Raw genomic sequence first — 22,510 nt, forward strand, 5'->3', positions numbered from 1 at the left:
CATTGAGTTTTTTTGTCGCCTGAAATTATATGCTCACTTTCGCCCACAACCGTTCAGCGACCTTCTCTAACGGCTCGGAACGCTGCTGAGCCAACCAACCCGCCAACGCTGCCGCGACACAAGGGTATGACAGAGGCATCTTCGCTGGGGTAGCCAAGAATTCGTTCAACGATGACGCTGACAAGGTATCCATCACCTGAGCCAATTGCAGTTTCGCTAATGTCGCGGCGTTTGATTCCTGCTCAAACTGCCCCACTAACGGCTTTACCAGCAATTTTTTACCGAGAAAAAGCGCTTCCGATGGTAGTTCGAAACCACTGTTACATATCACCCCTTCCGCATCGGCAAGATCGTTGGCAAAGCTTTGCTTGCTCAGGGGTAACCACTGAATATGTTGCTGTAACTTCGCACTTGAGATCGCCGGGTGATAACAATAAAAATTCGTATTGGGCTGAGACAACAGCATGGTTTCAATCTTGGTTAACGCTTCAAACGGCAGATAAACAACCACCTTATTTTTCAACGCCGGTAAGCTGCGATGCTCAATATCGATGATTGGGGGCAAAATGGTCTGGTCAAAATGGTGCCAGTGCAACCCTATATGCTCAGAGGCGGGGGCAAAACCGCTCATTAATATGCGTGCAGCCAAGTTATAACCACGCTTAGGCACATCATAACGAAACGATGCTTGGTGGCTTAAGGCAAGACTGGGTACCCCTTGTAGTTTTGCCGCCCACGCAGTGACAGGCTCAAAATCGGTAATAACAAGGTCGTAGGCACTCAAATCAAGCGAACGAATATCTCGCCATAATTGCCGCAAGCTGGCCTGTTTAAGCGTTTGCCATAGATTAATCGAGCCCGCAGAAACGGCAAAAGTCAGTCCTTGGCGCCAAAAAAAGTCACCAAACGGCTGCATATCAAATAGCTGATCTAACGGCCGGCCACTGACCAAGTAATCGGTTGCAATTCCCGCTTCAGCTAACGCCTTTGCCATAACCCGCGCACGGGTCATATGACCATTACCCGTGCCCTGTACCCCATACAGTATCTTCATCTACGACTTCTCAACATCAGGCTCCCTAGGGGAAATCAAAATCTCTCTATCCAACCAGCGGCGCCCGGCACTTACAGGCTGTACTACACCAGTGAAATAACCGCTGTTGCGACCGTTATACCCAGCAGTGCGCCACAGACGACATCCGCCGGGAAGTGCACTCTTAGCATCACGCGGGAGTAACCCACCAAGCACGCCCAGCCATAGGCCAGCCACTGAATCTCTGCGAAAAATGTACTCAACATGGTCGCCATCACAAACGCCGCGGCCGTATGGCCAGAGGGCAAACTAAACTTATCGGAAGGGGTTACCACGGCAGCGATACCGAGATTGGCTTGGGCAGGACGATTACGTTTAAAGCCATTTTTCAACAGCCAATAGATCGGTCGCTCAATAAGAAAAGCGGTCAAGGTGGCGATCAGAAAGGCGGTACCGCGCTCAGGGAATAAGCACCAAGCCATCAGCCCGACAAGCGGATACCAATAACCATCACCGGTTCTCGATAAGTAACGACAGGCAGTGACCAGACCAGGCCAACGATTAGCGCCAGAAAGGCGAAGAAATAACTGCTCATCAAGTTGCTTCAGACTCAATATGTTCATGAGGCACCTCCAACTAAGTTAGGTGCCAAGCTAAGGTGAATCAATGACAACAACATGACAGAAACAAGAAGGCTATATTTCAACCAATTGACGAGGGCTGGCACTAATCGATGGCTCCGGCATCGAGTCGTTTTTCTGAAACTTATTTTGTGCGTTGATTCATACTCAGGCGGTAACTTCGTTGCCGCCAACAACGGTAAAGCGCATGCTCAACTCAATTCACGACAGGATCGCTGCAGCATGAAAAACATCACTTCACTCTCCTCATTTGGATGCTCAGCGTTATTGGCGCTCAGCCTAACCGCTTGCCAGCAGGCACCGGCAGATCCAGACACCCCAGGCTTAAGTGATGCCCTTGATCTGAGCCCGATAGCCGTTGAGTTAAACGATAGCGGACTGCCTGCCGATTGGCAGAAACACGCGGTGTTTATGGAGATCTACATTCGGGGCTATCAGGACAATGATGGTGATGGTATTGGCGACTTTAATGGCCTGACCTCACGCCTCGATTACCTGCAAGATCTCGGAATAAAAGGGATCTGGTTGATGCCAATGATGCAAAGTCAGGATCGCGATCATGGCTATGCAGTAACAGACTATCGCAAAGTTGAACCCGATTACGGCAGTTTGGACGACTTCAAGCACTTCCTAAACGAGGCCCACCGCCGAGGCATCGGGGTGATCATTGATTACCTAATTAATCATAGCGCTGCACAGAATCCACTATTCCTCGATTCAGATAAACATCTAGCGGGTAAACGTGATTGGTATATTTGGCGTGACGATTTTCAACACTGGCCGAACTGGGGGGGCAACGAAACCTGGCATGCCGGAACTGACGGTTTCTATTACGGTATTTTTTGGGATCAAATGCCCGATTTTAATCTGCGTCATCCCGAGGTAGTCAGCTTCCACCAAAACAACTTACGTTACTGGCTTAATTTAGGGGTCGATGGGTTCCGCTTCGACGCCGTCGGCACGCTGTTCGAAAACGGCAGCAGCGCCATGCTCAATCAGCCAGACAATCACCGCTTCCTCGCCGATAGCATCCGTCCGATCGTGATGGAATATCCCAATCGCTATATGGTTTGCGAAAATCCGGATGGCCCCATGCCCACCGCAGAATCTTGTGGTAGTGCGTTCTATTTCGGTCTACAAGGCGCCATTCTTGCCAGTGCTAAATTTGGCAAAACCAAGCAACGCATGAAGGATCGACTAGAGAATGCACCGATGGCGCAACTGGCCACGCTGTTAGCCAACCACGATTCATTCGCTGGCGGCCGAATCATGGAGCAACTAAAGGGCGACGAGGGTAGCTATCGCATGGCTGCAGCAACGCTGCTGACCCTGCCTGGCACACCTTTTATCTACTACGGTGAAGAGATAGGGATAGGTCATAGCCTCGACATCACCGATCCGGATCCCGACCACAGATTACGAACCCCGATGAGTTGGACTGATGACGCCAACAGTGCAGGCTTCACCACCGGCACACCATTTCGAGCCGTCGCTAATAATGTCGCGACGCATAACGTTGCTGCCGCGCTTGAACAACCGAGCTCATTACTCAAGCACTACCGTCACTGGATCCAGTTACGTAATCTGCAGCCAGCCTTGCAGAGCGGCGACTACCAAGCGGTTGAAGTCACCGATAAACGGATCTTTGCGTTTACCCGAACACTTGATGATGACGTACGTCTAGTATTACTGAACTACAGCTCGCAGCCCGTTGAACTGACACTGACCGATAGCTGCTGGCAGATTATCGACAGCTATCCCAACAGCCTCCTTGCCGGGACTTTACCGACGACGGTGAATTTACCGCCACAAACAGCGACATTAGCGCAGCCCTGCGAGTGAAACAGCAGCTGCGTTAAATCAAATAGTTAGCGAGCATTGCAACACGGAGATCGCTTTGCACTAGAAAGGCGCTTATACTCTTTGTCGTTAAGCAAGCCTCGAGCTAAAAAGCCGTTATCAATCAAGGAGACAGTTATGGAATACAACACCTCGGAACTGTGCGATATCTATCTCGATTCCGTCGATGTGGTAGAACCCATGTTTGCATCCTACGGAGGACGCAGCTCCTTCGGTGGTCAGGTCACCACCATTAAATGTTTTGAAGACAACGGCTTAATCCGCGACGCGGTGCAGGAAGATGGTAGCGGACGCGTGCTGTTAATCGATGGCGGCGGCTCATTACGCCGAGCGCTAGTGGATGCAGAGATTGCCGAAACGGCGACCGATAATGGCTGGGAAGGCTTGGTAGTTTATGGCTGTATTCGCGATGTCGATGCCGTCGGTGAATTTGAGCTAGGCGTACAGGCGCTGGCGTCTATTCCTGTTGGCGCAGACGGCGAGAGCATTGGTGAAGTTGACGTAGCAGTCAATTTTGGCGGTGTGACTTTTCTACCGGAAGATCACCTTTACGCCGACACCACAGGCGTGCTGTTATCTGCCGAGCCTCTCGACATAGAATAACCCTCGTTGAACAACACTCCAGAACTCCGCCCCGGACGGTATCGCCACTTTAAAGGTGGCGAGTATCAGGTAATCGATCTCGCCCGTCACAGTGAAACCGAAGAGTGGATGGTGCTCTACCGACCGCTTTACGGAGAACAGCAGTTATGGGTGAGACCGCTTGCCATGTTCACAGAAAAAGTCAGCCATCAAAATAAAACAGTGGCGCGCTTCACACCCGTCGAATGAGCAACTTGGCGTTGACGCTAATTTCCTTAAAGTGGTCGGTCATCTAACACGGATGCACGTTTAAAGAATGATTTAAGGAGATGCTGTTATGGGTGCAGTATTGGAAGCAACCATCATTGGATGCCTCTATTTTATCCCTATATTTCTCACTGCAAATCTACTCCAAGCTGGCCGCCGCACGGTTTTTCCTTGTATCGTCGCCGCAGGTGTGTGTTGCAGCATGACAGAGTTAGTTAGCCTGATCGCACTGCCAGAGTGGTCCTCTGCTGGGGCGATTTTGGGGGCGTCAGCGTTGCTGTTTACCTTGGTGCTTGATGCTAAATGGTATTTGGCAGCAGGTATCGTCGCAATCAGCTATCTTGTGCAAATGGGAATGACTGAAACCGGCACCATGCTACTGAACGCTGTATAGATTTTTTTGTGAGCTAAATCAGCACACCGGTAACAAGCTGGCACTCAAACTGCAATCAATCACTATAATCATTCGATAGTTGGATAATCGCACCAATATCGAACGTGATGAATCATGAGCCGATCTCGACGCACCTTAGTGGTGCAATGTAAGGAAGATGATGCCAGCATCACCATTGTGGCCAGACACTCCTCTGACTGAGGAACGCAAACAAGCGTTGCTTGATAAGCTCACACAGCCATTTAACGAGTTGTGTGAGCAACTTCAGTTGCCTGATAGCTACAGAGAGCTACTCCCGCAAATCTATCTGCCGTTAGGTGAGTGGATATCTCGTCAACGCCTACTCCAAGGCAAGCTTTGCTATGTTTTCGGTGTCAACGGTGGTCAGGGTAGCGGTAAGTCAACCTTGTGCCATTTCCTCAAGCTGGTGATGGAGCAGGGTTTTGATCTGCGTACCGTTGGCTTCTCCGTTGATGACCTCTACCTCAGTAAGCGTAGCCGTCATGTATTAGCTCGCAATCAGCATCCACTATTGGCAACCCGCGGCGTGCCTGGCACCCATGATGTGGCATCAGGTCTCGAACTGCTCAACCGTTTACGTACGTTACGGGCGAACGAAGCGACCTATCTACCCAGCTTTAACAAAGCGGTTGATGATTGCGATCCCATGGAAGCTTGGCAGACCTGTGAAGGCCCGGTGGACTTGGTTATTTTTGAAGGTTGGTGTGTCGGCACCCCCGCCCAAAGCGAAGCTTCTCTGGCGATCCCAATGAACGCCCTCGAACGTGAAGAGGATGCTGATGGCCAGTGGCGGCGCTATGTTAATCAGCAATTAGCTGGTCCATACCAAACGCTATTCGCCCGTATTGACGCCCTATTAATGCTGAAAGTGCCAGACCTAAACGCTGTTAAACAATGGCGTGGTCAGCAAGAACAACAGCTTCAGGCGAAAGCCGGAAAACAGGCTGGCGTGATGGACGAAGAGAGCTTAGCTCGTTTTCTGATGCATTATCAGCGACTGACTAATCACGCACTGAAAACCTTACCCGATTTGGCTGACATCTGTTTTCACCTCAACGAAAGCCACGGTATCGATAAGGTGCAAATAAACAAAATGCTTTGCTAATGAGGAGGTGATTTATCGTTAGTCCCCAAGCCCAACTGATCGTCTATAGCGATCTAGACGGCACACTGCTAGATCATCACAATTACAGTTTTGCAGCTGCGCAACGCTCTCTGGCACTACTGGCAAGCGCTAATTTCCCCCTGCTCCTTAATACCAGTAAAACGTTTTCGGAAGTGATAAGCCTGCGCCACCAGCTCGATAATCATCATCCATTTATCATCGAAAATGGCAGCGCCATCTGTATACCAGCAAATTATTTTGTCTGGCTTGACGGCATGTTGTCGACCCAGCTTTACGCTGGTGAGCAGCGCTATTTCATCCAAAATCTAGGCCCCAACTACAGCAACATCATTAAGGTGCTGCACCAACTTCGCAAGCAGCACGGCTATCAATTTACCGGCTTTGCCGATATGTCTGATGCCGACGTGGCAGATTGTACTTCACTGCCTCTGGCGGATGCCCAGATGGCGAAACGCCGACAGGCCAGTGAGCCGATGTTATGGCAAGACAGTGACGCCGCATTGACGCAGTTAAAGCTGCAACTCAAGCCCCTTGGCTTAAAAGTACTCAAAGGTGGGCGCTTCTTGCATGTGATGGGGCACGTAGACAAAAGCACTGCACTGGATTGGTTGCAACCCCATTTCGCAAGAAAATATGCACAGTTCAAACAGATCACAGTCGCCTTGGGTGACAGCCAAAATGACCTATGCATGCTTGAACGTGCTGACATTGGCGTGGTTATCCCCGATGCCAAAAATCAACGCTTAAGCCCTGTGGGCAAGCAGATAAAGTTTGCATCCCAGCAAGGCCCTGAAGGCTGGGACGCAGTAATGTACCCACTGATATTAGACATTATAAATTCACTACCTGAGAAGGAATTCATGCATGGCTGATTTTTACCAGAACGGTCTGGTGACCACACTTCATAATCTCACACAGCGGCCACTGGATGAGTTAGAGCAGGAGCTGGCCAGCTTCTCTCGTCAACGCCCTATGTCACTGGTATTGCCGTCTCTTTATTCGGAGCTTCAAGCGCCGGCATTGGACAATATTGTCGAGGAGCTCAAAGGAGCCACCTACCTCAATGAAGTGGTTATTGGTCTCGACCGCGCCTCAAAAGAGGAGTTTGAACATGCCAAGGAGTACTTTTCCCGTCTACCACAACACCATAGGATCCTATGGAACGATGGACCAAGGCTGCGCGCGTTAGATCAGCTACTGGTCGACAAAGGCTTAGCCCCGGAGCAGCCAGGGAAAGGACGTAACGTCTGGTATTGCTTTGGCTATGTACTCGCTTCCGGTCGCGGTAAGGCTGTAGCACTGCACGATTGCGATATCGTCACCTATCAGCGGGAGATGCTCGCACGTTTGATCTATCCAGTGGCCAATCCATCATTCAACTATGAATTTTGTAAGGGCTACTACTCACGCTGGTCCGATGGCAAGCTCAATGGTCGCGTCTGCCGCCTGTTGGTTACCCCACTGATCAAAGCGTTGAAAAAAATCTGTGGTTACGACGACTATCTGGAGTACCTGGATAGCTTCCGTTACGCCCTCGCTGGGGAGTTCTCAATGCAGGCGGATGTGCTACGCGAGCTCCGCATCCCAAGCGATTGGGGACTGGAAATCGGTGTACTCTCAGAAGTCTATCGTAACTACAATACGAACCGATTGTGCCAAGTCGATATCGCCGATGTGTATGATCACAAGCATCAAGATCTCTCCATCGACAACCATGATGCCGGACTGGCAAAAATGGCAACAGATATTGCAAAAGCGATGATGCGCAAGCTGGCCACGCAAGGGCATGTGTTTAATTCTGGCGCGTTTCGTAGCCTGAAGGCCACCTACTTTAGGTCGGCACTCGACTTTATCGAAAACTATTACAACGATGCCAAGATCAATGGCTTGACCTTGGATCGCCATGCAGAAGAGGAAGCGGTGGAGCTATTTGCCAAGTGCATAACTGAAGCGGGCGAAGCATTCCTCGCCAATCCATCAGCAACACCGTTTATCCCCAGCTGGAACCGGATCACCAGTGCTGTTCCTGATTTTCTTGACCGCCTCTACGATGCAGTAGAAGCAGACAACAGCTAAGCGATAAACACTCACAAGGTGCTAAATAGAACGCCCGCATATTGCGGGCGTTTTTTTATGAAGCAATCGTAATCGTTCAGCTATTCCATACTAGGCACCAACCAAGCACATTGGTACGGTGCCAATTCGAATTCATGCAGCGCCACTGTTTTTCCCGTTAACAATTCATCACAGCCCGCGGCAGTGAATTGCTGCGGTATTTTTTCAATGCCATGCACCTCATGGGGGTAGGCTGTTAGGTTATGTATACAAAGGATCTGCTCCCCGGAGTGCGGATCACAGCGGATAATGGCAAACAAGGTATCTGATAACACCAATGCTTCCTGAGAAGCGTCGGGGCTAAACGCATGATGACTGCGCCGGATCTTAATGATCTCAGTGAGTGCTGAAAAAATCCGCGACTGGTCACTGGCCGGATCGCACAACAGCCCGTTTAACTCATCACTTTGCCATTTATGGCGGTTAATTGAACGTGTCCTTCCCGTTAGCTCGACCTGCTCCAAATCGTTAGGTGTTGCAGTCAAACTATGGATATATAGGGCAGGGATCCCTTGCAGCGATAGCATAATGGTTTGCGCACACAAGAATCGCGAGATCTGAAAAGTGTCTGGCCCATTCCGCGTTCCCTGAAGCGCTTCAAATAACGAGATGTTCAGTTCGTACGGACTTTTTGTACCATCACCGTTAGCTTTCATACTGACAAAGCCACCGAACTGATGCACAGATTCAATCAAATCGGTTATTTCATGCTTAGGAATGATCCCTTCGACCGCCCGGACACCAATACCATCATGGGAAGCGGTGAAATTTAGAAAGCAGCAACCGGCAGGAAAAGCAGGTAGTGATCGCGCCCAACGCGTGAGATAGCTGGCATTACCACGGTTCAAGCCGTGTAGGATCAGCGGTGGCAAAGCAAAGTTGTACACCATCTGTGCCTCATCGCCACTGCCAAAATAGCTAATATTCTCTTCGTGAGGCACGTTAGTTTCCGTGATAAGAACCAGCCCTGGATCCAACCAACGGAAGATATCCCGCATCAGCTTCACCACTTCATGGGTTTCGGGTAGGTGAACACATTTACTGCCTAGGGTTTTCCATAAAAAGGCCACGGCATCGAGGCGAATGTAACGAGACCCCTTGACGATATACTCAAGCAAGATATCGATCATCTCGATCAGTACATCTGGATTAGCAAAATTCAGATCGATCTGATCATCACTGAAAGTGGCCCAGACATGCTTCACCCCTTGACGGGTATAAACATCCACTATTAGCGGGCTGGTTCTGGGCCGAATCACCGAGCTGTAATCAGCATCAGGATCCGACTCGACAAAAAACTCCTTGCCTTCCCCCTCACCATTAATGAAATCAATGAACCAAAGGCTCTGACGGGAGGTATGGTTACACACCAGATCCGCCATCAAGTCGAAAGACTGCGCAATCTGAGCAACGTCGTCCCAAGTACCGAGCTTATAGTTCACAGCCCGATAGTCGATCACTGAAAAACCATCATCTGAGCTGTAGGGAAAAAACGGTAAGATATGCACGGCAGAGAAAGTGTCGGCTAAATGCTGACGCAGAAATTGATTCAATACCTGCAGCGGCCGCTTACCCTCTTGCAATAAGCTATCGCCATAGGTGATAAGAATAATATCTGACTCATCCCATCGCCCTTTTCTCGTCCTTTGGTACGCTGCCGTTCGCGCCTCAATCTTAAGCATCAGCTTTGCTAAGCAATCGTCACTGCCATAGATCCGCTGTAAACGTTGGGACAAGATCTCTGACAACGTCGCCAATGTTCGCTGATCTGCCATCGGTTCACCTCCTGAGATTGCTCTATTATGGTGCAAACTTACCCCTTTAGTATCAAATCCTGGTGCAAGTTGGCTTCTATTCTTCACCCTTTAGCGGTCAGAGGTAGATATCCTCAATCCCTGTGAAAACACCGTATAGACATAGCATTCGCTGTGCCAATCATAAAAATATTTTAACTTGGCATCCTGTTTGCTGTGTCTTTATCACAAAGTTTAGTTTCAGGAGTGTCACATATGATACGCAAATGTTTATTTCCGGTGGCGGGCTACGGCACACGCTTTTTACCGGTAACCAAATCAATGCCAAAAGAGATGCTCCCCGTCGTGAACAAGCCGTTGGTGCAATACGGTGTTGAGGAAGCCGTTGACGCTGGTCTGGATCAAATAGGCTTCGTCACCGGACGAGGTAAGCGCGCTATCGCTGATCATTTCGATATTAGTTATGAGCTCGAAAATGAGATCGCCGGTACATCGAAGGAAGCATTTCTTACTGATATACGCACGCTGATCGAAACCACCGATTTTTCCTACACCCGCCAGAACCACATGAAAGGGCTTGGCCATGCCATTCTTTCCGGAGAAACCTTGGTAGGTAATGAACCGTTTGCGGTGGTATTGGCCGATGATCTCTGTCTTGGCGAGGACGACGGCGTTTTGAGCCAGATGGTGAAACTGTATCGCCAGTTCCGTTGCTCTATTGTCGCCATCGAAGAAGTACCGATGGATGAAACCTACAAGTACGGTGTCATCAAAGGTACCGAGATGAAAGATGGCTTGTTCCGTGTTGAAGATATGGTAGAGAAGCCAGCACCCGAAGATGCACCGTCCAACTTAGCCATTATTGGTCGCTACATACTAACACCCGATATTTTTGACCTGATTAAAGAGACCCCCCCCGGTAAAAATGGCGAGGTACAATTGACCGACGCCATTCTTAAACAGGCAAAAGATGGTTGTGTACTGGCGTACAAATTCCGCGGCACCCGATTTGACTGCGGCAGTGTAGATGGCTTTATTGAAGCCACAAATCACGTTTACCAACATGTCTACAAAGCGGAAGAGGCGGCAAAGAAAGTCACTCCTCTCACCGCCAGCAAACCAGATAAAGAGGCCGAAAGCGCCTAAAGATTTCTTCGTTAAAGAAACCAGCTCCAGGTTGCCACTTATCTCCGACAGGGCCTAACTAAAGGGGAGATAAGTGGCTTTTTTTATGGCCACAGGCTACCCCCCTCGATGAACAACAGTTTCCAACCTTCCCCCAGCCAACCATAAAGTTTGATCCCTACGTTTGTTTAGCGCAACGGAGAGGATGAAAACGAAGAAACACGCTATGGTTAAAGACCAGACGAAAAACGGAGAAACACGCCATTGAGGCTTTAGACTGCCCAGCAAAGGGCGATTTAATGCACAGTTGCGAACCTTGTGTCGCTGAACATTGTTATTTGTGCCTAGGTTTTACCTTATGACTATTGTTAAATGGTACAAGATGTTGATACTTAACTTATCAGCGTAAAAAAGATTGTCTTCTGAAGTGCAAAGGGTGTCATCAGGCTATATGACCGCAGATAATCAGGAAATGGATAATGATGAGCTACTGTTCTTCGCAGATGATGAAGAGTTAGTTGGTTCAGACGGCCCTGAACTGGAAAAATGGCGTATTCTAATCGTCGATGACGATCATGAGATACATGCCGTCACTCAGCTCGCCCTCAATGGTCTCACCATTTTTGACCGAGACATTGCGTTTCTGCACGCCTATTCCGCCGATGAAGCCAAAGAACTGCTCCAGCATGAACAAGATATCGCTATCGTGCTGCTTGACGTAGTAATGGAAAATGACGATGCCGGCCTGCAGCTTGCTCGCTATATACGCGATGATTTAAAACAAGATGAGGTACGTATCATTCTGCGTACCGGACAACCGGGTTACGCACCGGAAGAGCAAGTGATCAAAGATTATGATATCAATGATTACAAGACCAAAACCGAGCTCACCCGCAATCGCTTAGTCACCTCCATTATCACTGCTGTGCGTTCCTATCATCAGATAAGAATGCTCAACCAAAGTCGTCGCGGCCTGGAGATGATTATCAAATCCAGTGCCAATTTGATGGAACACCATGCAATGAAGGGCTTCGCGGAAGGCGTACTGACCCAACTTGCCTCGGTGCTAGGTGTTGAGCCAGAAGGTGTGTTGTGCGCGCGGCGCGGTCAATTCAGCAGTGAAGAAGATACACCAGATAATAGTATTTATGTCTTAGGTGCTGCTGGCGATTTTGCTCCCTTCGTTAATCAGCCACTGCAAGATCTCCCAAGCCAGCATATCGCCAATTTGGTAGAAAGCTGTTTAAACGAAAAAGCCCATCAATACGAACAAGACGATACCGCATTATTTATCGCCAGTAGCGACTACGAAGCCGCTATTTATATCGATTCCGCACGTCCGCTGGCACAAATCGACCGCAACCTTTTGGAAGTGTTTCTCGGCAACATTGGGGTCGGATATGAAAACGTCAGCCTGTTCCAGCGCCTGCAACATGCAGCCTATACTGACGAGCTGACCCGACTGCCTAATCGTGCCGGCTTTATTCAATGCTTGGACGGCTTTATCACCACCGCGGGTAAAGACCAAGTGGTTGCGCTGGTCGATCTCAACCAATTTTCCGATATTAACGACGGCTTAGGACAAGAAGCGGGCAACCAACTGCTCAAAGCTGTGGCAGAAAGACTATCGCAAACCTTGGGCGAGAGCTGCACTGTCGCTCGCGTCAGCTCAGATGTGTTTGGCATTATCGGTAGTGAACAGATAGTGACACCCGATCGCTTATTGTCAGTGTTCAATCATCCATTCCATGCTGGCGAACATATGCTGCCAATTAAAGCCGCCATGGGCTTTTGCTGCCAGCCACAAGCATCTGGCCGAGGACTTGACCTACTCAAGCAGGTCTATATTGCACTCAACTTAGCGAAAAAGAATCTGAGTGAGAAATATGCCTACTATGAGCAGTCTCTGGAAACATCGACCTCTGATCGCCTGAATATGATCCGCTCACTGCGGCATGATTTTTCTGAACGCCGATTACAGGTCTGGTATCAGCCACAACTTTCCTTAGCTAATCTGAAAGTCTCAGGCATGGAAGCGCTGCTGCGCTGGCCTGATGGCGAAGGCGGCTATATTTCACCCGCTGTGTTTATCCCGTTAGCAGAGTATTCAGGCCTGATTGTTGATATCGGTGCTTGGGTATTGGAGGAATCGCTGCGGCAACTAAAAGAGCTGCAGGAACAGGGATTCGAAGAACTCACTGTTGGCGTTAACGTCTCCATGCAGCAATTCCGTAGCGTTGGTTTTCTCGATTCGGTAATTAATACCTTAGCGCAACTAGAGATGGCGCCGGCATGTCTAGAATTAGAGATCACCGAAAGTGTGGTGATGGATGACCCAGCCGTAGTCATCGACACCCTTGGAAAACTCAGAGCCGCAGGCGTCAAAGTCTCTATTGATGACTTTGGTACAGGCTTTTCTTCGCTCAGTTATCTGCAACAACTGCCATTAGACCGGATTAAAATCGACCGCGCCTTCGTCACTGCTGTCGATGATGCTCAAGGAGCTATCATTGCCGAAACCATCGTTGCACTAGGTAAGAAGTTGAAGCTAACGACGGTGTGTGAAGGCGTAGAAACCGAAGCTCAAGCGGCACATATGCGCCAGATTGGTTGCGATGAAGCACAAGGCTTCCTCTACGCCAGACCAATGCCCTTTGCGGACTTGGTCAACTTCCTTAGCAAACCTTAGCAAGTAGCCGTTAGATTACTTATGCACGCAAACGGCTGGCAATTTTGGATCGATCGCGGCGGCACATTCACGGATATTGTCGCCCTTGATCCCCATGGCAATAATCACCAACACAAGTTGCTGTCAGAAAACCCCACCCAATATGAAGATGCTGCGCTGCAGGGGATCCTAGATCTACTGGGTTTAACAGCGCTGCACCAACTGCAAGGTGTCGCTATTGATGCCGTCAAAATGGGCACCACCGTTGCCACCAATGCACTGTTAGAACGTAAAGGCGAAGCGACCGCACTGCTCATTACTCAAGGGTTCGCTGATGCGCTCAAGATCGGTTACCAGCACCGCGCAGACCTGTTTTCATTACAAATAAAGCGTCCAGCCGCCCTCTATCAGCAGGTGGTCGAAGTTGAAGAACGTGTCGCTGCCAATGGCGAGCTAATTTCTCCACTCAATACAAAAAGAGTGTTAGCGCAATTAACAGCGCTTCACCAACAAGGTATACGAGCAGTCGCCATCGCATTGATGCACGCCTATCGCTACCCAGATCACGAACAGCAGATAGCCGCAATAGCTCAACAGGTAGGCTTCACGCAGATCTCGGTCTCACATCAGGTCAGTCCACTGATAAAATTGATTGGTCGTGGCGACACAACGGTTGTTGATGCATACCTCTCTCCCATTCTTCGCCGCTATGTTGATCGTATCGAAAAAACGTTGGGTCACTGCCCATTGCAGTTCATGCAAAGTAGCGGCGGACTGACCGACGCCCACAGTTTTCAGGGCAAAGACGCGATACTTTCAGGGCCTGCAGGCGGCGTCGTAGGGATGGTGGAGACCGCAAGAAAGGCCGGTTTTAGTCAGATCATCGGCTTTGACATGGGTGGCACAAGTACCGATGTCTCACTGTTTAATGGTGAGTATCAGCGTAGTTTCGAAACTGAAGTAGCCGGGGTGCGAATGCGTGCTCCTATGATGAAGATCCATACGGTTGCGGCTGGTGGCGGCTCTATACTCGCTTTCGATGGGGCACGACTCACCGTTGGTCCGGCATCTGCGGGCGCCTATCCCGGCCCAGCCTGTTATCGTAATGGTGGCCCCCTCACGGTTACAGACATCAATGTCTTGTTGGGAAAAATCCAACCCGACTTCTTTCCTGCTTTATTCGGCAAAGATGGCCAGCAAGCACTAGATATCAACCAGGTAAAAAACGATTTTCAACGCTTGGCAAATCAAGTCTCAGCAGCCAAGGGCTCAGCTTCCCGTCCAGAACAGATAGCGTCAGGCATGTTACGGCTCGCCGTAAACCACATGGCTAACGCCATTAAGAAGATATCCACGCAGCAGGGGCATGATGTAGGGCAGTTTACGCTCGCCTGCTTTGGTGGCGCCGGCGCTCAGCATGCTTGCTTGGTCGCAGATCAACTAGGTATTCGCTCCGTCTTTGTGCATCGCCTATCTGGAGTGTTGTCCGCCTACGGGATGGGTTTGGCAAGCGTCAGCCACATACAACAGCAAACTATCGAACGCCCCTTGGACGACTTCAATCAAGAAGCGCTGCAAGCTTTATTTCATCACCAAGTCGAAGAAGCTATTACCGCGCTCACGCGCCAGCACATTGCCGCTGCAGATATCTCATGTCGCAACAGCGTCAATCTACGCTACCAAGGGTCAGACACCCAGATCGAAATTGAGTTGGCGGATACAGACAGCATGACCGCCGCCTTTCGCCACAAACACCAGCAGCAATTTGGCTTCACCCAGGACTCGCCGTTAATCATTAGCGGGGTGCAAGTGGAAGCCTCAGCCGCAAACCGGCAACACGCCTCGCAGCCTAGTGCTGACGATTCCCCATGCGCATTGACCCGTACCCAGCCTTGCGCTATCACCACGCGTTCAGTGTTTATGGATGGCATATGGCAGCAAGCCCCCTTCTACGAACGAACAGGGCTCAGTTCAGGCGCCACACTTGCCGGTCCTGCGATTATTTTGGAGCCGGCCACTACAGTGGTGATTGAGCCCGGATGGCAAGCCCGCGTCAGCAATGATGATGGTCTGATCCTTGAGCGGGTAGTGCAATTGGCTAAAAATGAGGATATCGATACCAGCGCCAGCCCTGATCCCATCATGCTAGAACTGTTCAACAGCCTGTTCATGCACATCGCTGAACAGATGGGGACAACGCTACAACAAACCGCCAGCTCGGTGAACATTAAGGAACGTCTCGATTTTTCCTGTGCCGTGTTTGATAGTCATGGTGATCTGGTGGCTAATGCCCCGCACATGCCGGTACACCTAGGCTCGATGAGTGAAAGCGTTCGCAGTGTCATTGCGCAGAATCATGGGCGACTTAAGCCAGGTGATAGCATCATGCTTAACAGCCCCTACCACGGTGGCACCCATCTCCCCGATATCACAGTGGTCACGCCGCTGTTTAATCAGCGGGGCGACAAGATCCAATTCTTCGTCGCCAGTCGTGGCCACCATGCTGACATCGGCGGTACCACTCCAGGATCAATGCCAGCCGAAAGCTCTCATATTGAGCAAGAGGGGATCCTATTTGAAAACTTCAAGTTGGTCAGTCAAGGTGTGCTGGCAAGTGATGCCCTCTTAACAGCACTATCGCAAGGAAAATACCCTGCGCGAACCCCACTGCAAAACCTCGCGGATCTCAAGGCACAACTGGCCGCAAATCAGCGCGGAATTATGGAGCTGACCCGAACACTAAACCACTTTGGTGAACCTGCGGTGGCAGCCTATATGAGGCATGTGCAGAACTATGCCGAGCAGTGTGTAAGAAAGGCTATAGGCAAACTGCGCAATGGCACTTACCAAGTGGAAATGGACAATGGCGCAGTTATCTCAGTGGCGATCACGGTTGATCAAAAATTGGGGCAAGCCGTTTTAGATTTCAGCGGTAGCAGCGAACAGCAGCCAGGTAATTTCAACGCACCAACCGCCATCACAAAAGCGGTGGTGCTCTACGTTTTTCGCTCATTAGTCGACGCACCTATTCCGCTCAATGTCGGCTGCCTTAAGCCGCTTAAAATTATCCTTCCTGAACGCTCAGTGTTGTCACCTCGCTGGCCCGCCGCAGTAGTGGCCGGTAACGTCGAAACATCTCAATGTATCACTGATGCTATTTTGGGGGCACTCGGCGTACAGGCGGAAAGCCAGGGCACGATGAATAACCTCACCTTTGGCAATAGTGAGTTTCAATACTATGAGACTTTATGTGGTGGTTCCGGAGCCGGGCTGTCATTCTCCGGCACAGATGCCATACACAGCCATATGACAAACTCGCGATTGACGGATCCTGAAATACTCGAGTCCCGTTACCCTGTCCGTCTTGAAGCGTTTTCAATTAGACAAAACTCCGGCGGCAACGGTATCTATCGCGGCGGGAATGGTGCCACCCGTAAGCTCTGCTTTCTGCAGCCAATGACTCTCTCACTGCTTGGCAACCACAGGCGAGTGGCGCCCAAAGGGCTAAATGGCGGTGAAGAGGGGGCTATTGGACGCAACGAACTCATCACTAACAGTGGCAATCATCGCAGCCTGCCAGGATGCTGCCAGCTACAAGTGAATCAAGGGGACACTTTGATTATCCACACACCAGGCGGTGGCGGCTCCGGCAAAGCGTGCTCTGCTAGCCAGACAAAAAGCCGAAAATAACTGAGTTAATCGGTACTCACTTCAGACATTTCACCGGCGGGTTTAAGCACTGTCACGTTTTCCTCTTCTGGTGGTGAAGAGGGTACCTCTGCACTGGCATTCAGCAGCTCCAATTGCTCTCGCTTAGCAGCAATTTGCTCATCTAATTGCCGCAGCAATGCCACTTTCTCCACCAATTGCTGGTCAAGATAATGTGCCACCGTGGCAATATTCGCCACCTTGTCTACATCCCGCGCCGTTACATAAGGTGAAGCCGCAATTCCAGCGACCGGGTTATTAGCAGAAGAAGCGGCAGCCATAGGCTGATCGGCTACGGGTTCGCTTAACTCCTTCTTCGCGGCAGGCTCTTGATAAAGATCCTTTGCCACGGCTTGCACTGTTTCCAAATCAAAATCGGCCAACTCTTCGAGATAGCCAAATAACAGCAGCCGGTCACAGAACAAGTTCACACGACGCGGAATGCCCGCCGTCGCCTCATGGATTGCCAACATGGCCTGTTCAGAAATTTTGGGACACCCCTGCCAACCGACTCGGCTAAGGCGATGTTCTATGTAGTCAACCAGCTCCGATTCCGATAGAGCCTCCAAGTGACAACTAGCTATCACTCGCTGCCTAAATTGTTCCATTCCCGGCGATTCTATCGTTTGCTTAAGCTCCTCTTGCCCTAACAAGAACGATTGAAATAGCGGCTTATTGTTGCGTTGGAAATTGGACAACATACGCAACTCTTCAACCGTCTCAGCAGGCAGATTCTGAGCCTCATCCACCACCAGCAAGGCACGCTGTCCCCGCCGATATATTCCGGAAAGGAACTGCTCAATCGCTTTCAGCAACCCCGCTTTAGTCGGAAAATCTCCCTGAATACCAAAGGCATCTGCAACGAGTTGTAAGAGATCTCCCGGCGCTAGATTAGTAGAAACCAGCTGCGCTGCAACAACTCGGTTATCACTTAGCTCAGACAGAAGATTACGGACAAGCGTCGATTTCCCAGTACCGATTGGCCCAGTAACAACAATGAAACCTTCGCCCTGCGACAAGCCGTAGCGAAGATATGACATCGCACGTTGATGACTGTCACTGGCAAAGAAAAACCTTGGATCCGGGGTTAGCTGAAACGGTTTCTCGCTGAAGCCATAAAAATGTTCGTACATCTAATCACCTAAAATTGGCTTCGAATGCCCACCAGTAAGCGAACTTCGTCATAATCAGTACCACCATTATAGCTATCACGCGTGTTGTACTCCGCAGCGACATTTGCCGACGTACTCGGCCAAAGCCGACGAACGTAAGCGCTACGTATAGACCATTCGGTGTCGTCACCAGACTCGGCCTCCCGCTCAAAGCGGCGGTAGACAATCCGATTATCCAAACTAGAGCGTTCGTTTAACCGGGTATCAAGGGCTAAACTTGCACCGCCAGTTTTCTCATCTGAACGCGCAGGCTCTTGACCTCCGAATTCTCGCTTAGAGTAGTACGTATTAAACAACAGCGTATTTTTTTGCAGGCGTAATGCTGTTGTCCACACCCACATTTTATTTAAATAGGGCTGATTGTTTACCGAGCTATAGGGTAAAGACTCGCTAACAACTTCCTGTCCTGGGGGAGGCGGTTGATTAGGCTGTGCAAAAGAACAATCATTTAAACTGCCCCCGCCACCAAGCGGGCACCATAAATCAGCATCGATACTGCCGTTGTCTGACTGGCTGAACGTCGTTACAGACTCTGTATATTGGATGGAATTTTGCAGTTTTTTCGTACCATGGGATAAGCTTAAGGCGTAGCTTTCGCCGTAGAATCTACGATCATAATCGGCATAGAATGAGGTAAGTTGCGTCGGATTCCAGTTGACACTGGCATTCCAATAATCCGGTTCATCGCCATCAATCACACTGTTATAACCAAGGTCGACAACAAGTTTCGGACCAGTAGAAAAGCGGATACCACCCCCATAACTTTTTAACGTCTGATCATTATCGGCAACACTAGAATATTGGTTATCGTCATAACTATAGCGGGCATATATGCCGAGGTGTTGCCAAACAAAATACCCCAGCTGCGCTTTTCCAAATCGGGTATGCAACGATGGTTCACTGTCGGAAGATTCTCGCATCTCATCATACTGTCCCACCCAGAAAATCCGATCCCAGCGGTCCCCCTGAGTCACATCAAGGCTAATATTGTGACCCTCTGTACTCTCAAAATTATTAGGTCCGGTATCATCGGCCTTAACCCAGCGATAGCTAACATCACTATCAACAACCATCCAACCTGCATGCTGATTGGAATATCGAGTTCCTACGACAAACTGCTGTCGATCAGAGACATTACCCTGCCTAGAGACAATATCGTCAGACAAACCACGATCCAAGTTAGTTATCGCTTGATCATAGCTTGCCGTAGAATAGAGAGTCACTGGACGCCAAGGGGAATATGCCACGTTACCATTAGCTTTATGGTAAGAGGTTTTAGCATCACTATCGTCGGTGTAATAGATCCCCGTAAGCGCGTAGTTTAATGCTGCGGTGAAATTAGCACCCAATCCCTGTAGCGCAAAACCCGGACTGACTTCAGTAACAAAACTTTCTGTTTCATCTGAGCGTTGTCGCTCAATGTTACTGCTGTACATCTCTTCAACATAGATCTTCGGCACTGCCTGCCACTCGGCGGCATTGAGTGACAGAGAGCTGGCCGTCAACAGTAAGCATAGCGGCCAGTTAGCCGTTGTAATATCCATAGGCATAATACTTTTTATCCTTGGGTTTGGCTCTATTCATTAATAAGCCAACAGCACTATCTGGATTCAGTAGGGGGACGCATGCCTGCACATCTTTCTTCAAAGTGCGACCTTGTGAAACGACCAAGACAGTTTGTCCAGCTAACTGCGCCATCGCATGTGCCTCGGTAACCCCTAGTAAAGGAGGAGAATCAAACAAGACCAAACGATCAGGATAACGAGCACCCAACTCTGATACTAAGGCTCTCATTTTGTCACTCGCGAGCAACTCACTCGTCAGGTGGTGGCTCTGTCCTGCTTGGATAATTTTCAAGCGCGGGATATTGGTATTACAGATAACATCACCAATATCTTCGACCTTGCCTAACAGATAATCAACTAATCCAGGACGAGGCTCTATACCTAACTCTTTGGTTAATGAAGGCTTGACCACATCAGCATCTACCAACAAAACGGTGCGGTCTTGCTCATGGGCAATACTCATCGCCAAATTGATCGCATTAAAGCTTTTGCCTTCAGATGGATTAGCGCTGGTGACCATCACCAAATTAGCATTATCAGCCAAAGGGCCTGCGACATTAAACGCCGTATTTAGCAAGCGACGCTTAATAACTCGATACTCCTCTTTGATCCTGTTTCGCTCGAGATCAGGCACTAACATGCCTTTATCGCGTAAGCGATCCATATCAATCTGTACCGCTTGCTGCTCAAGCTCTCTGTCAGTTTCGGCAACTGGCTGCTGATCTTCTGAGGAGATAGTCGGCAACGCTTGATCTGCTGGGCTTTGCTGTTTTTGCAGCAATGGATCGATGGCAACACCTTCATTAACGGGTTGCTCACCAGAAACAGATTTGTTTTGCTGCTGCGCTTTCTTTTCAAGCGCTCGCTCGATGATCCCCATTACAGCACCCCCTCTGCCATCTGTTTTAATCTCGATGCCACCGGAGATTGTGAAGCTATTTGGGTAAACATAATTGCGCCATAAATAAATAACAGTATCACTGCACTCAAGCCCACACTGGCCACCTGCAAACGCCCGGAAAGAGACTGTGCCGAAGGCTCAAGGTCTGACACCTGGCCTAACAAGGGAATACCTGTCAGCTCTACTATACTGCTCGCGCTGTATACTCTTGGGTTAAGCTCACCCAACACGATGGGTACGCCAATCGCTATTATAAAACCAGCGGCGAGTACCATGGTATAAAGTAATGCCCGCTTCGGACCTACCGGTTTCGGTGATACTTTGGCCTGATCGATCACTCTAAATTTAAGCGCATCCGCTTGTTCGCCGGCTCGCTGCCCTAATGCAGCGGTCTCTTTACGACTTAATAACTCTTCATACTTTTGGCGAGTAATTTCGTAGCCACGTCGCAATGCCAGCAAATTGGCTTCAACTTCTGGAACTTTGTAAACCAGTTGCTCTAGATCTTTCACTCGCGCGTCGTATGTACTGACCTGGATCCGCATCGATACAGCTTCAGACTCCAGAGTGGTCACCAGTAGCTGTAGTTGCTGGTAATACCCCATATCACCACTGCTTTGTGCCGATGGAACCATCGCTGAATTCTGCAACTCTTCGTTACGCTGCCTTTCAAGCTGCTCAAGCAAACGGGTGGTTTCGATAATATCAGGGTGCTGTTCGGTATAACGCAGTGAAAGGTCGTCTAACCGTTGCTGCAATGATTCAATACGCTGATCGTACTTCGAGCTAAACGCTTGACCGGCGCCAGAACCCGCACGCATTTGCGCTTCGTAGTCATGCAAAGTCTGTTTTGCATTAGCCAGCTGACTCTCTTTCTGACGTAAAGCTAACGTTGCATCTTGCAGATCACGTTTTTCGGCCTCTAAACGGTTATAGTAGCCACCCGACTCACCGGGTAGCAGCCCTGAGTTTTGACGTTTAAAATCAGCAAGCTTTCTATCTTCTTCAACCAAACGGCGCTCATACTCTGCCAACTGTTTATCGAGAAATTGCTGCGCCTGTTGCGACTCAATCCGAGTTTCGCCGAGAATATCTTCCATAAAAACATTGATCGTCGACTCGACCACCGACTTAGCCATTCGCGGGTCCTGATTTCGATAAATCAAGGTGTAAAGATTCTGCTTCTTATCCAACTTGATGGTTTTAATATCCCGCTGAAGCTGAGCGATTAACTCATCGAACTCATCTTCGTCGTTCGCCAGTAGATCCATGTCTGACAATCGGGCCACTTTTTCCAAATTGGAACGACTCAGAATATTCTTGAACATCAAACGTACCTGCGTATCAACGTCTGCTTCCACCGTTAACCCTTCTAATAAAGGCTTCAAAACAGTCTCAGTATCAACGTAGATACGCGCACGCGCGTCATAAACATCCGGCATGTTGCTAACATATATCCAGCCACCAATACAGATTGGCCAAACCAGCAGCAAAGCAAACAGCTTTCTTTGCCACACAGCAAACAACTTCTCTTGAATCAGTTCTAATGCATCCTGCATTACTGCATTCCTACCTAAT

General features: G+C 49.6%; 17 protein-coding genes. 10 read left to right on the plus strand and 7 right to left on the minus strand.

What is annotated here, in order from left to right:
- Positions 1-25: 25 nt before the first annotated feature.
- Positions 26-1,054 (minus strand): MJ1255/VC2487 family glycosyltransferase, encoded by a 1,029-nt coding sequence (locus tag DU002_RS17015; protein ID WP_114339649.1) that lies wholly within the window; start codon positions 1,052-1,054, stop codon positions 26-28.
- Positions 1,055-1,137: 83 nt separating this feature from the next.
- The gene (locus DU002_RS17020; RefSeq protein ID WP_114339650.1) at positions 1,138-1,656 is read right to left on the minus strand and encodes a phosphatase PAP2 family protein; all 519 of its coding nucleotides are present in this window, start codon (positions 1,654-1,656) and stop codon (positions 1,138-1,140) included.
- Positions 1,657-1,896: 240 nt separating this feature from the next.
- Between DU002_RS17020 and DU002_RS17025 the strand changes: the two genes are divergently transcribed.
- The 7 genes from DU002_RS17025 (at position 1,897) to DU002_RS17055 (ending at position 8,000) form a co-directional block, all read left to right on the plus strand.
- Positions 1,897-3,516 (plus strand): alpha-amylase family glycosyl hydrolase, encoded by a 1,620-nt coding sequence (locus tag DU002_RS17025; RefSeq protein ID WP_158538121.1) that lies wholly within the window; start codon positions 1,897-1,899, stop codon positions 3,514-3,516.
- A gap of 135 nt (positions 3,517-3,651) precedes the next feature.
- Positions 3,652-4,137 (plus strand): ribonuclease E activity regulator RraA, encoded by a 486-nt coding sequence (rraA, locus tag DU002_RS17030; protein WP_114339652.1) that lies wholly within the window; start codon positions 3,652-3,654, stop codon positions 4,135-4,137.
- A gap of 6 nt (positions 4,138-4,143) precedes the next feature.
- The gene (locus tag DU002_RS17035) at positions 4,144-4,365 is read left to right on the plus strand and encodes a DUF1653 domain-containing protein (protein WP_114339653.1); all 222 of its coding nucleotides are present in this window, start codon (positions 4,144-4,146) and stop codon (positions 4,363-4,365) included.
- An 88-nt stretch (positions 4,366-4,453) separates the two neighbouring features.
- A complete protein-coding gene (locus DU002_RS17040; RefSeq protein WP_114339654.1) occupies positions 4,454-4,777 on the plus strand; it encodes a hypothetical protein in 324 nt (107 codons plus the stop codon).
- A gap of 157 nt (positions 4,778-4,934) precedes the next feature.
- Positions 4,935-5,903: a kinase gene (locus DU002_RS17045; protein ID WP_199405266.1), complete on the plus strand. Its 969-nt coding sequence runs from the start codon at positions 4,935-4,937 to the stop codon at positions 5,901-5,903.
- Positions 5,904-5,941: 38 nt separating this feature from the next.
- Positions 5,942-6,796 carry an HAD-IIB family hydrolase gene (locus tag DU002_RS17050; protein ID WP_267897014.1) on the plus strand — a complete coding sequence of 285 codons (855 nt, stop codon included), beginning with the start codon at positions 5,942-5,944 and terminating at the stop codon, positions 6,794-6,796.
- Entirely contained in the window at positions 6,789-8,000 is a 1,212-nt protein-coding gene (locus DU002_RS17055; RefSeq protein WP_114339656.1) for a glycosyltransferase family protein, read from the plus strand. Before DU002_RS17050 ends, DU002_RS17055 begins: the two co-directional genes overlap by 8 nt.
- Positions 8,001-8,080: 80 nt before the next feature.
- On the opposite strand, the gene DU002_RS17060 is transcribed toward DU002_RS17055, so the two are convergent.
- Positions 8,081-9,814, minus strand: coding sequence for a sugar phosphorylase (locus DU002_RS17060; protein WP_114339657.1), 1,734 nt, complete (start codon positions 9,812-9,814; stop codon positions 8,081-8,083).
- Positions 9,815-10,048: 234 nt separating this feature from the next.
- On the opposite strand from DU002_RS17060, the gene galU reads away from it, so the two are divergent.
- From galU to DU002_RS17075, 3 genes are all read left to right on the plus strand, one after another.
- Entirely contained in the window at positions 10,049-10,939 is an 891-nt protein-coding gene (gene galU, locus DU002_RS17065; protein WP_114339658.1) for a UTP--glucose-1-phosphate uridylyltransferase GalU, read from the plus strand.
- A gap of 430 nt (positions 10,940-11,369) precedes the next feature.
- Positions 11,370-13,607: a bifunctional diguanylate cyclase/phosphodiesterase gene (locus DU002_RS17070; protein WP_114339659.1), complete on the plus strand. Its 2,238-nt coding sequence runs from the start codon at positions 11,370-11,372 to the stop codon at positions 13,605-13,607.
- A gap of 21 nt (positions 13,608-13,628) precedes the next feature.
- Complete coding sequence (locus DU002_RS17075; RefSeq protein WP_114339660.1) at positions 13,629-17,276, plus strand: hydantoinase B/oxoprolinase family protein; 3,648 nt, start codon at positions 13,629-13,631, stop codon at positions 17,274-17,276.
- Positions 17,277-17,281: 5 nt separating this feature from the next.
- Here the strand turns inward: DU002_RS17075 and DU002_RS17080 are convergent, their stop codons facing one another.
- Genes DU002_RS17080 through DU002_RS17095 form a run of 4 tightly spaced genes read right to left on the minus strand, consistent with a single transcriptional unit; the run spans position 17,282 to position 22,491 of the window.
- Entirely contained in the window at positions 17,282-18,427 is a 1,146-nt protein-coding gene (locus DU002_RS17080; protein WP_114339661.1) for an XrtA/PEP-CTERM system-associated ATPase, read from the minus strand.
- Positions 18,428-18,435: 8 nt separating this feature from the next.
- Positions 18,436-20,016 (minus strand): TIGR03016 family PEP-CTERM system-associated outer membrane protein, encoded by a 1,581-nt coding sequence (locus DU002_RS17085; RefSeq protein WP_114339662.1) that lies wholly within the window; start codon positions 20,014-20,016, stop codon positions 18,436-18,438.
- Positions 19,991-20,911: an XrtA-associated tyrosine autokinase gene (locus DU002_RS17090; RefSeq protein ID WP_114339663.1), complete on the minus strand. Its 921-nt coding sequence runs from the start codon at positions 20,909-20,911 to the stop codon at positions 19,991-19,993. Before DU002_RS17090 ends, DU002_RS17085 begins: the two co-directional genes overlap by 26 nt.
- On the minus strand, positions 20,911-22,491 hold the full coding sequence (locus DU002_RS17095) for an XrtA system polysaccharide chain length determinant (protein ID WP_114339664.1): 1,581 nt from the start codon (positions 22,489-22,491) through the stop codon (positions 20,911-20,913). Before DU002_RS17095 ends, DU002_RS17090 begins: the two co-directional genes overlap by 1 nt.
- Between the last annotated feature and the right edge of the window lie 19 nt (positions 22,492-22,510).

It is taken from the genome of Corallincola holothuriorum (assembly GCF_003336225.1).
Lineage (GTDB): Bacteria > Pseudomonadota > Gammaproteobacteria > Enterobacterales > Neiellaceae > Corallincola > Corallincola holothuriorum.

Excerpts from the sequence above, each read along its gene's own strand:
- galU (WP_114339658.1), top strand. The coding sequence starts at position 10,049 with ATGATACGCAAATGTTTATTTCCGGTGGCGGGCTACGGCACACGCTTT.
- DU002_RS17060 (WP_114339657.1), bottom strand. The coding sequence starts at position 9,814 with ATGGCAGATCAGCGAACATTGGCGACGTTGTCAGAGATCTTGTCCCAA.
- DU002_RS17015 (WP_114339649.1), bottom strand. The coding sequence starts at position 1,054 with ATGAAGATACTGTATGGGGTACAGGGCACGGGTAATGGTCATATGACC.
- DU002_RS17045 (WP_199405266.1), top strand. The coding sequence starts at position 4,935 with ATGATGCCAGCATCACCATTGTGGCCAGACACTCCTCTGACTGAGGAA.
- DU002_RS17075 (WP_114339660.1), top strand. The coding sequence starts at position 13,629 with ATGCACGCAAACGGCTGGCAATTTTGGATCGATCGCGGCGGCACATTC.
- DU002_RS17085 (WP_114339662.1), bottom strand. The coding sequence starts at position 20,016 with ATGCCTATGGATATTACAACGGCTAACTGGCCGCTATGCTTACTGTTG.
- DU002_RS17090 (WP_114339663.1), bottom strand. The coding sequence starts at position 20,911 with ATGGGGATCATCGAGCGAGCGCTTGAAAAGAAAGCGCAGCAGCAAAAC.
- DU002_RS17020 (WP_114339650.1), bottom strand. The coding sequence starts at position 1,656 with ATGAACATATTGAGTCTGAAGCAACTTGATGAGCAGTTATTTCTTCGC.
- DU002_RS17080 (WP_114339661.1), bottom strand. The coding sequence starts at position 18,427 with ATGTACGAACATTTTTATGGCTTCAGCGAGAAACCGTTTCAGCTAACC.
- DU002_RS17055 (WP_114339656.1), top strand. The coding sequence starts at position 6,789 with ATGGCTGATTTTTACCAGAACGGTCTGGTGACCACACTTCATAATCTC.
- DU002_RS17070 (WP_114339659.1), top strand. The coding sequence starts at position 11,370 with ATGACCGCAGATAATCAGGAAATGGATAATGATGAGCTACTGTTCTTC.
- DU002_RS17095 (WP_114339664.1), bottom strand. The coding sequence starts at position 22,491 with ATGCAGGATGCATTAGAACTGATTCAAGAGAAGTTGTTTGCTGTGTGG.
- DU002_RS17025 (WP_158538121.1), top strand. The coding sequence starts at position 1,897 with ATGAAAAACATCACTTCACTCTCCTCATTTGGATGCTCAGCGTTATTG.
- rraA (WP_114339652.1), top strand. The coding sequence starts at position 3,652 with ATGGAATACAACACCTCGGAACTGTGCGATATCTATCTCGATTCCGTC.
- DU002_RS17040 (WP_114339654.1), top strand. The coding sequence starts at position 4,454 with ATGGGTGCAGTATTGGAAGCAACCATCATTGGATGCCTCTATTTTATC.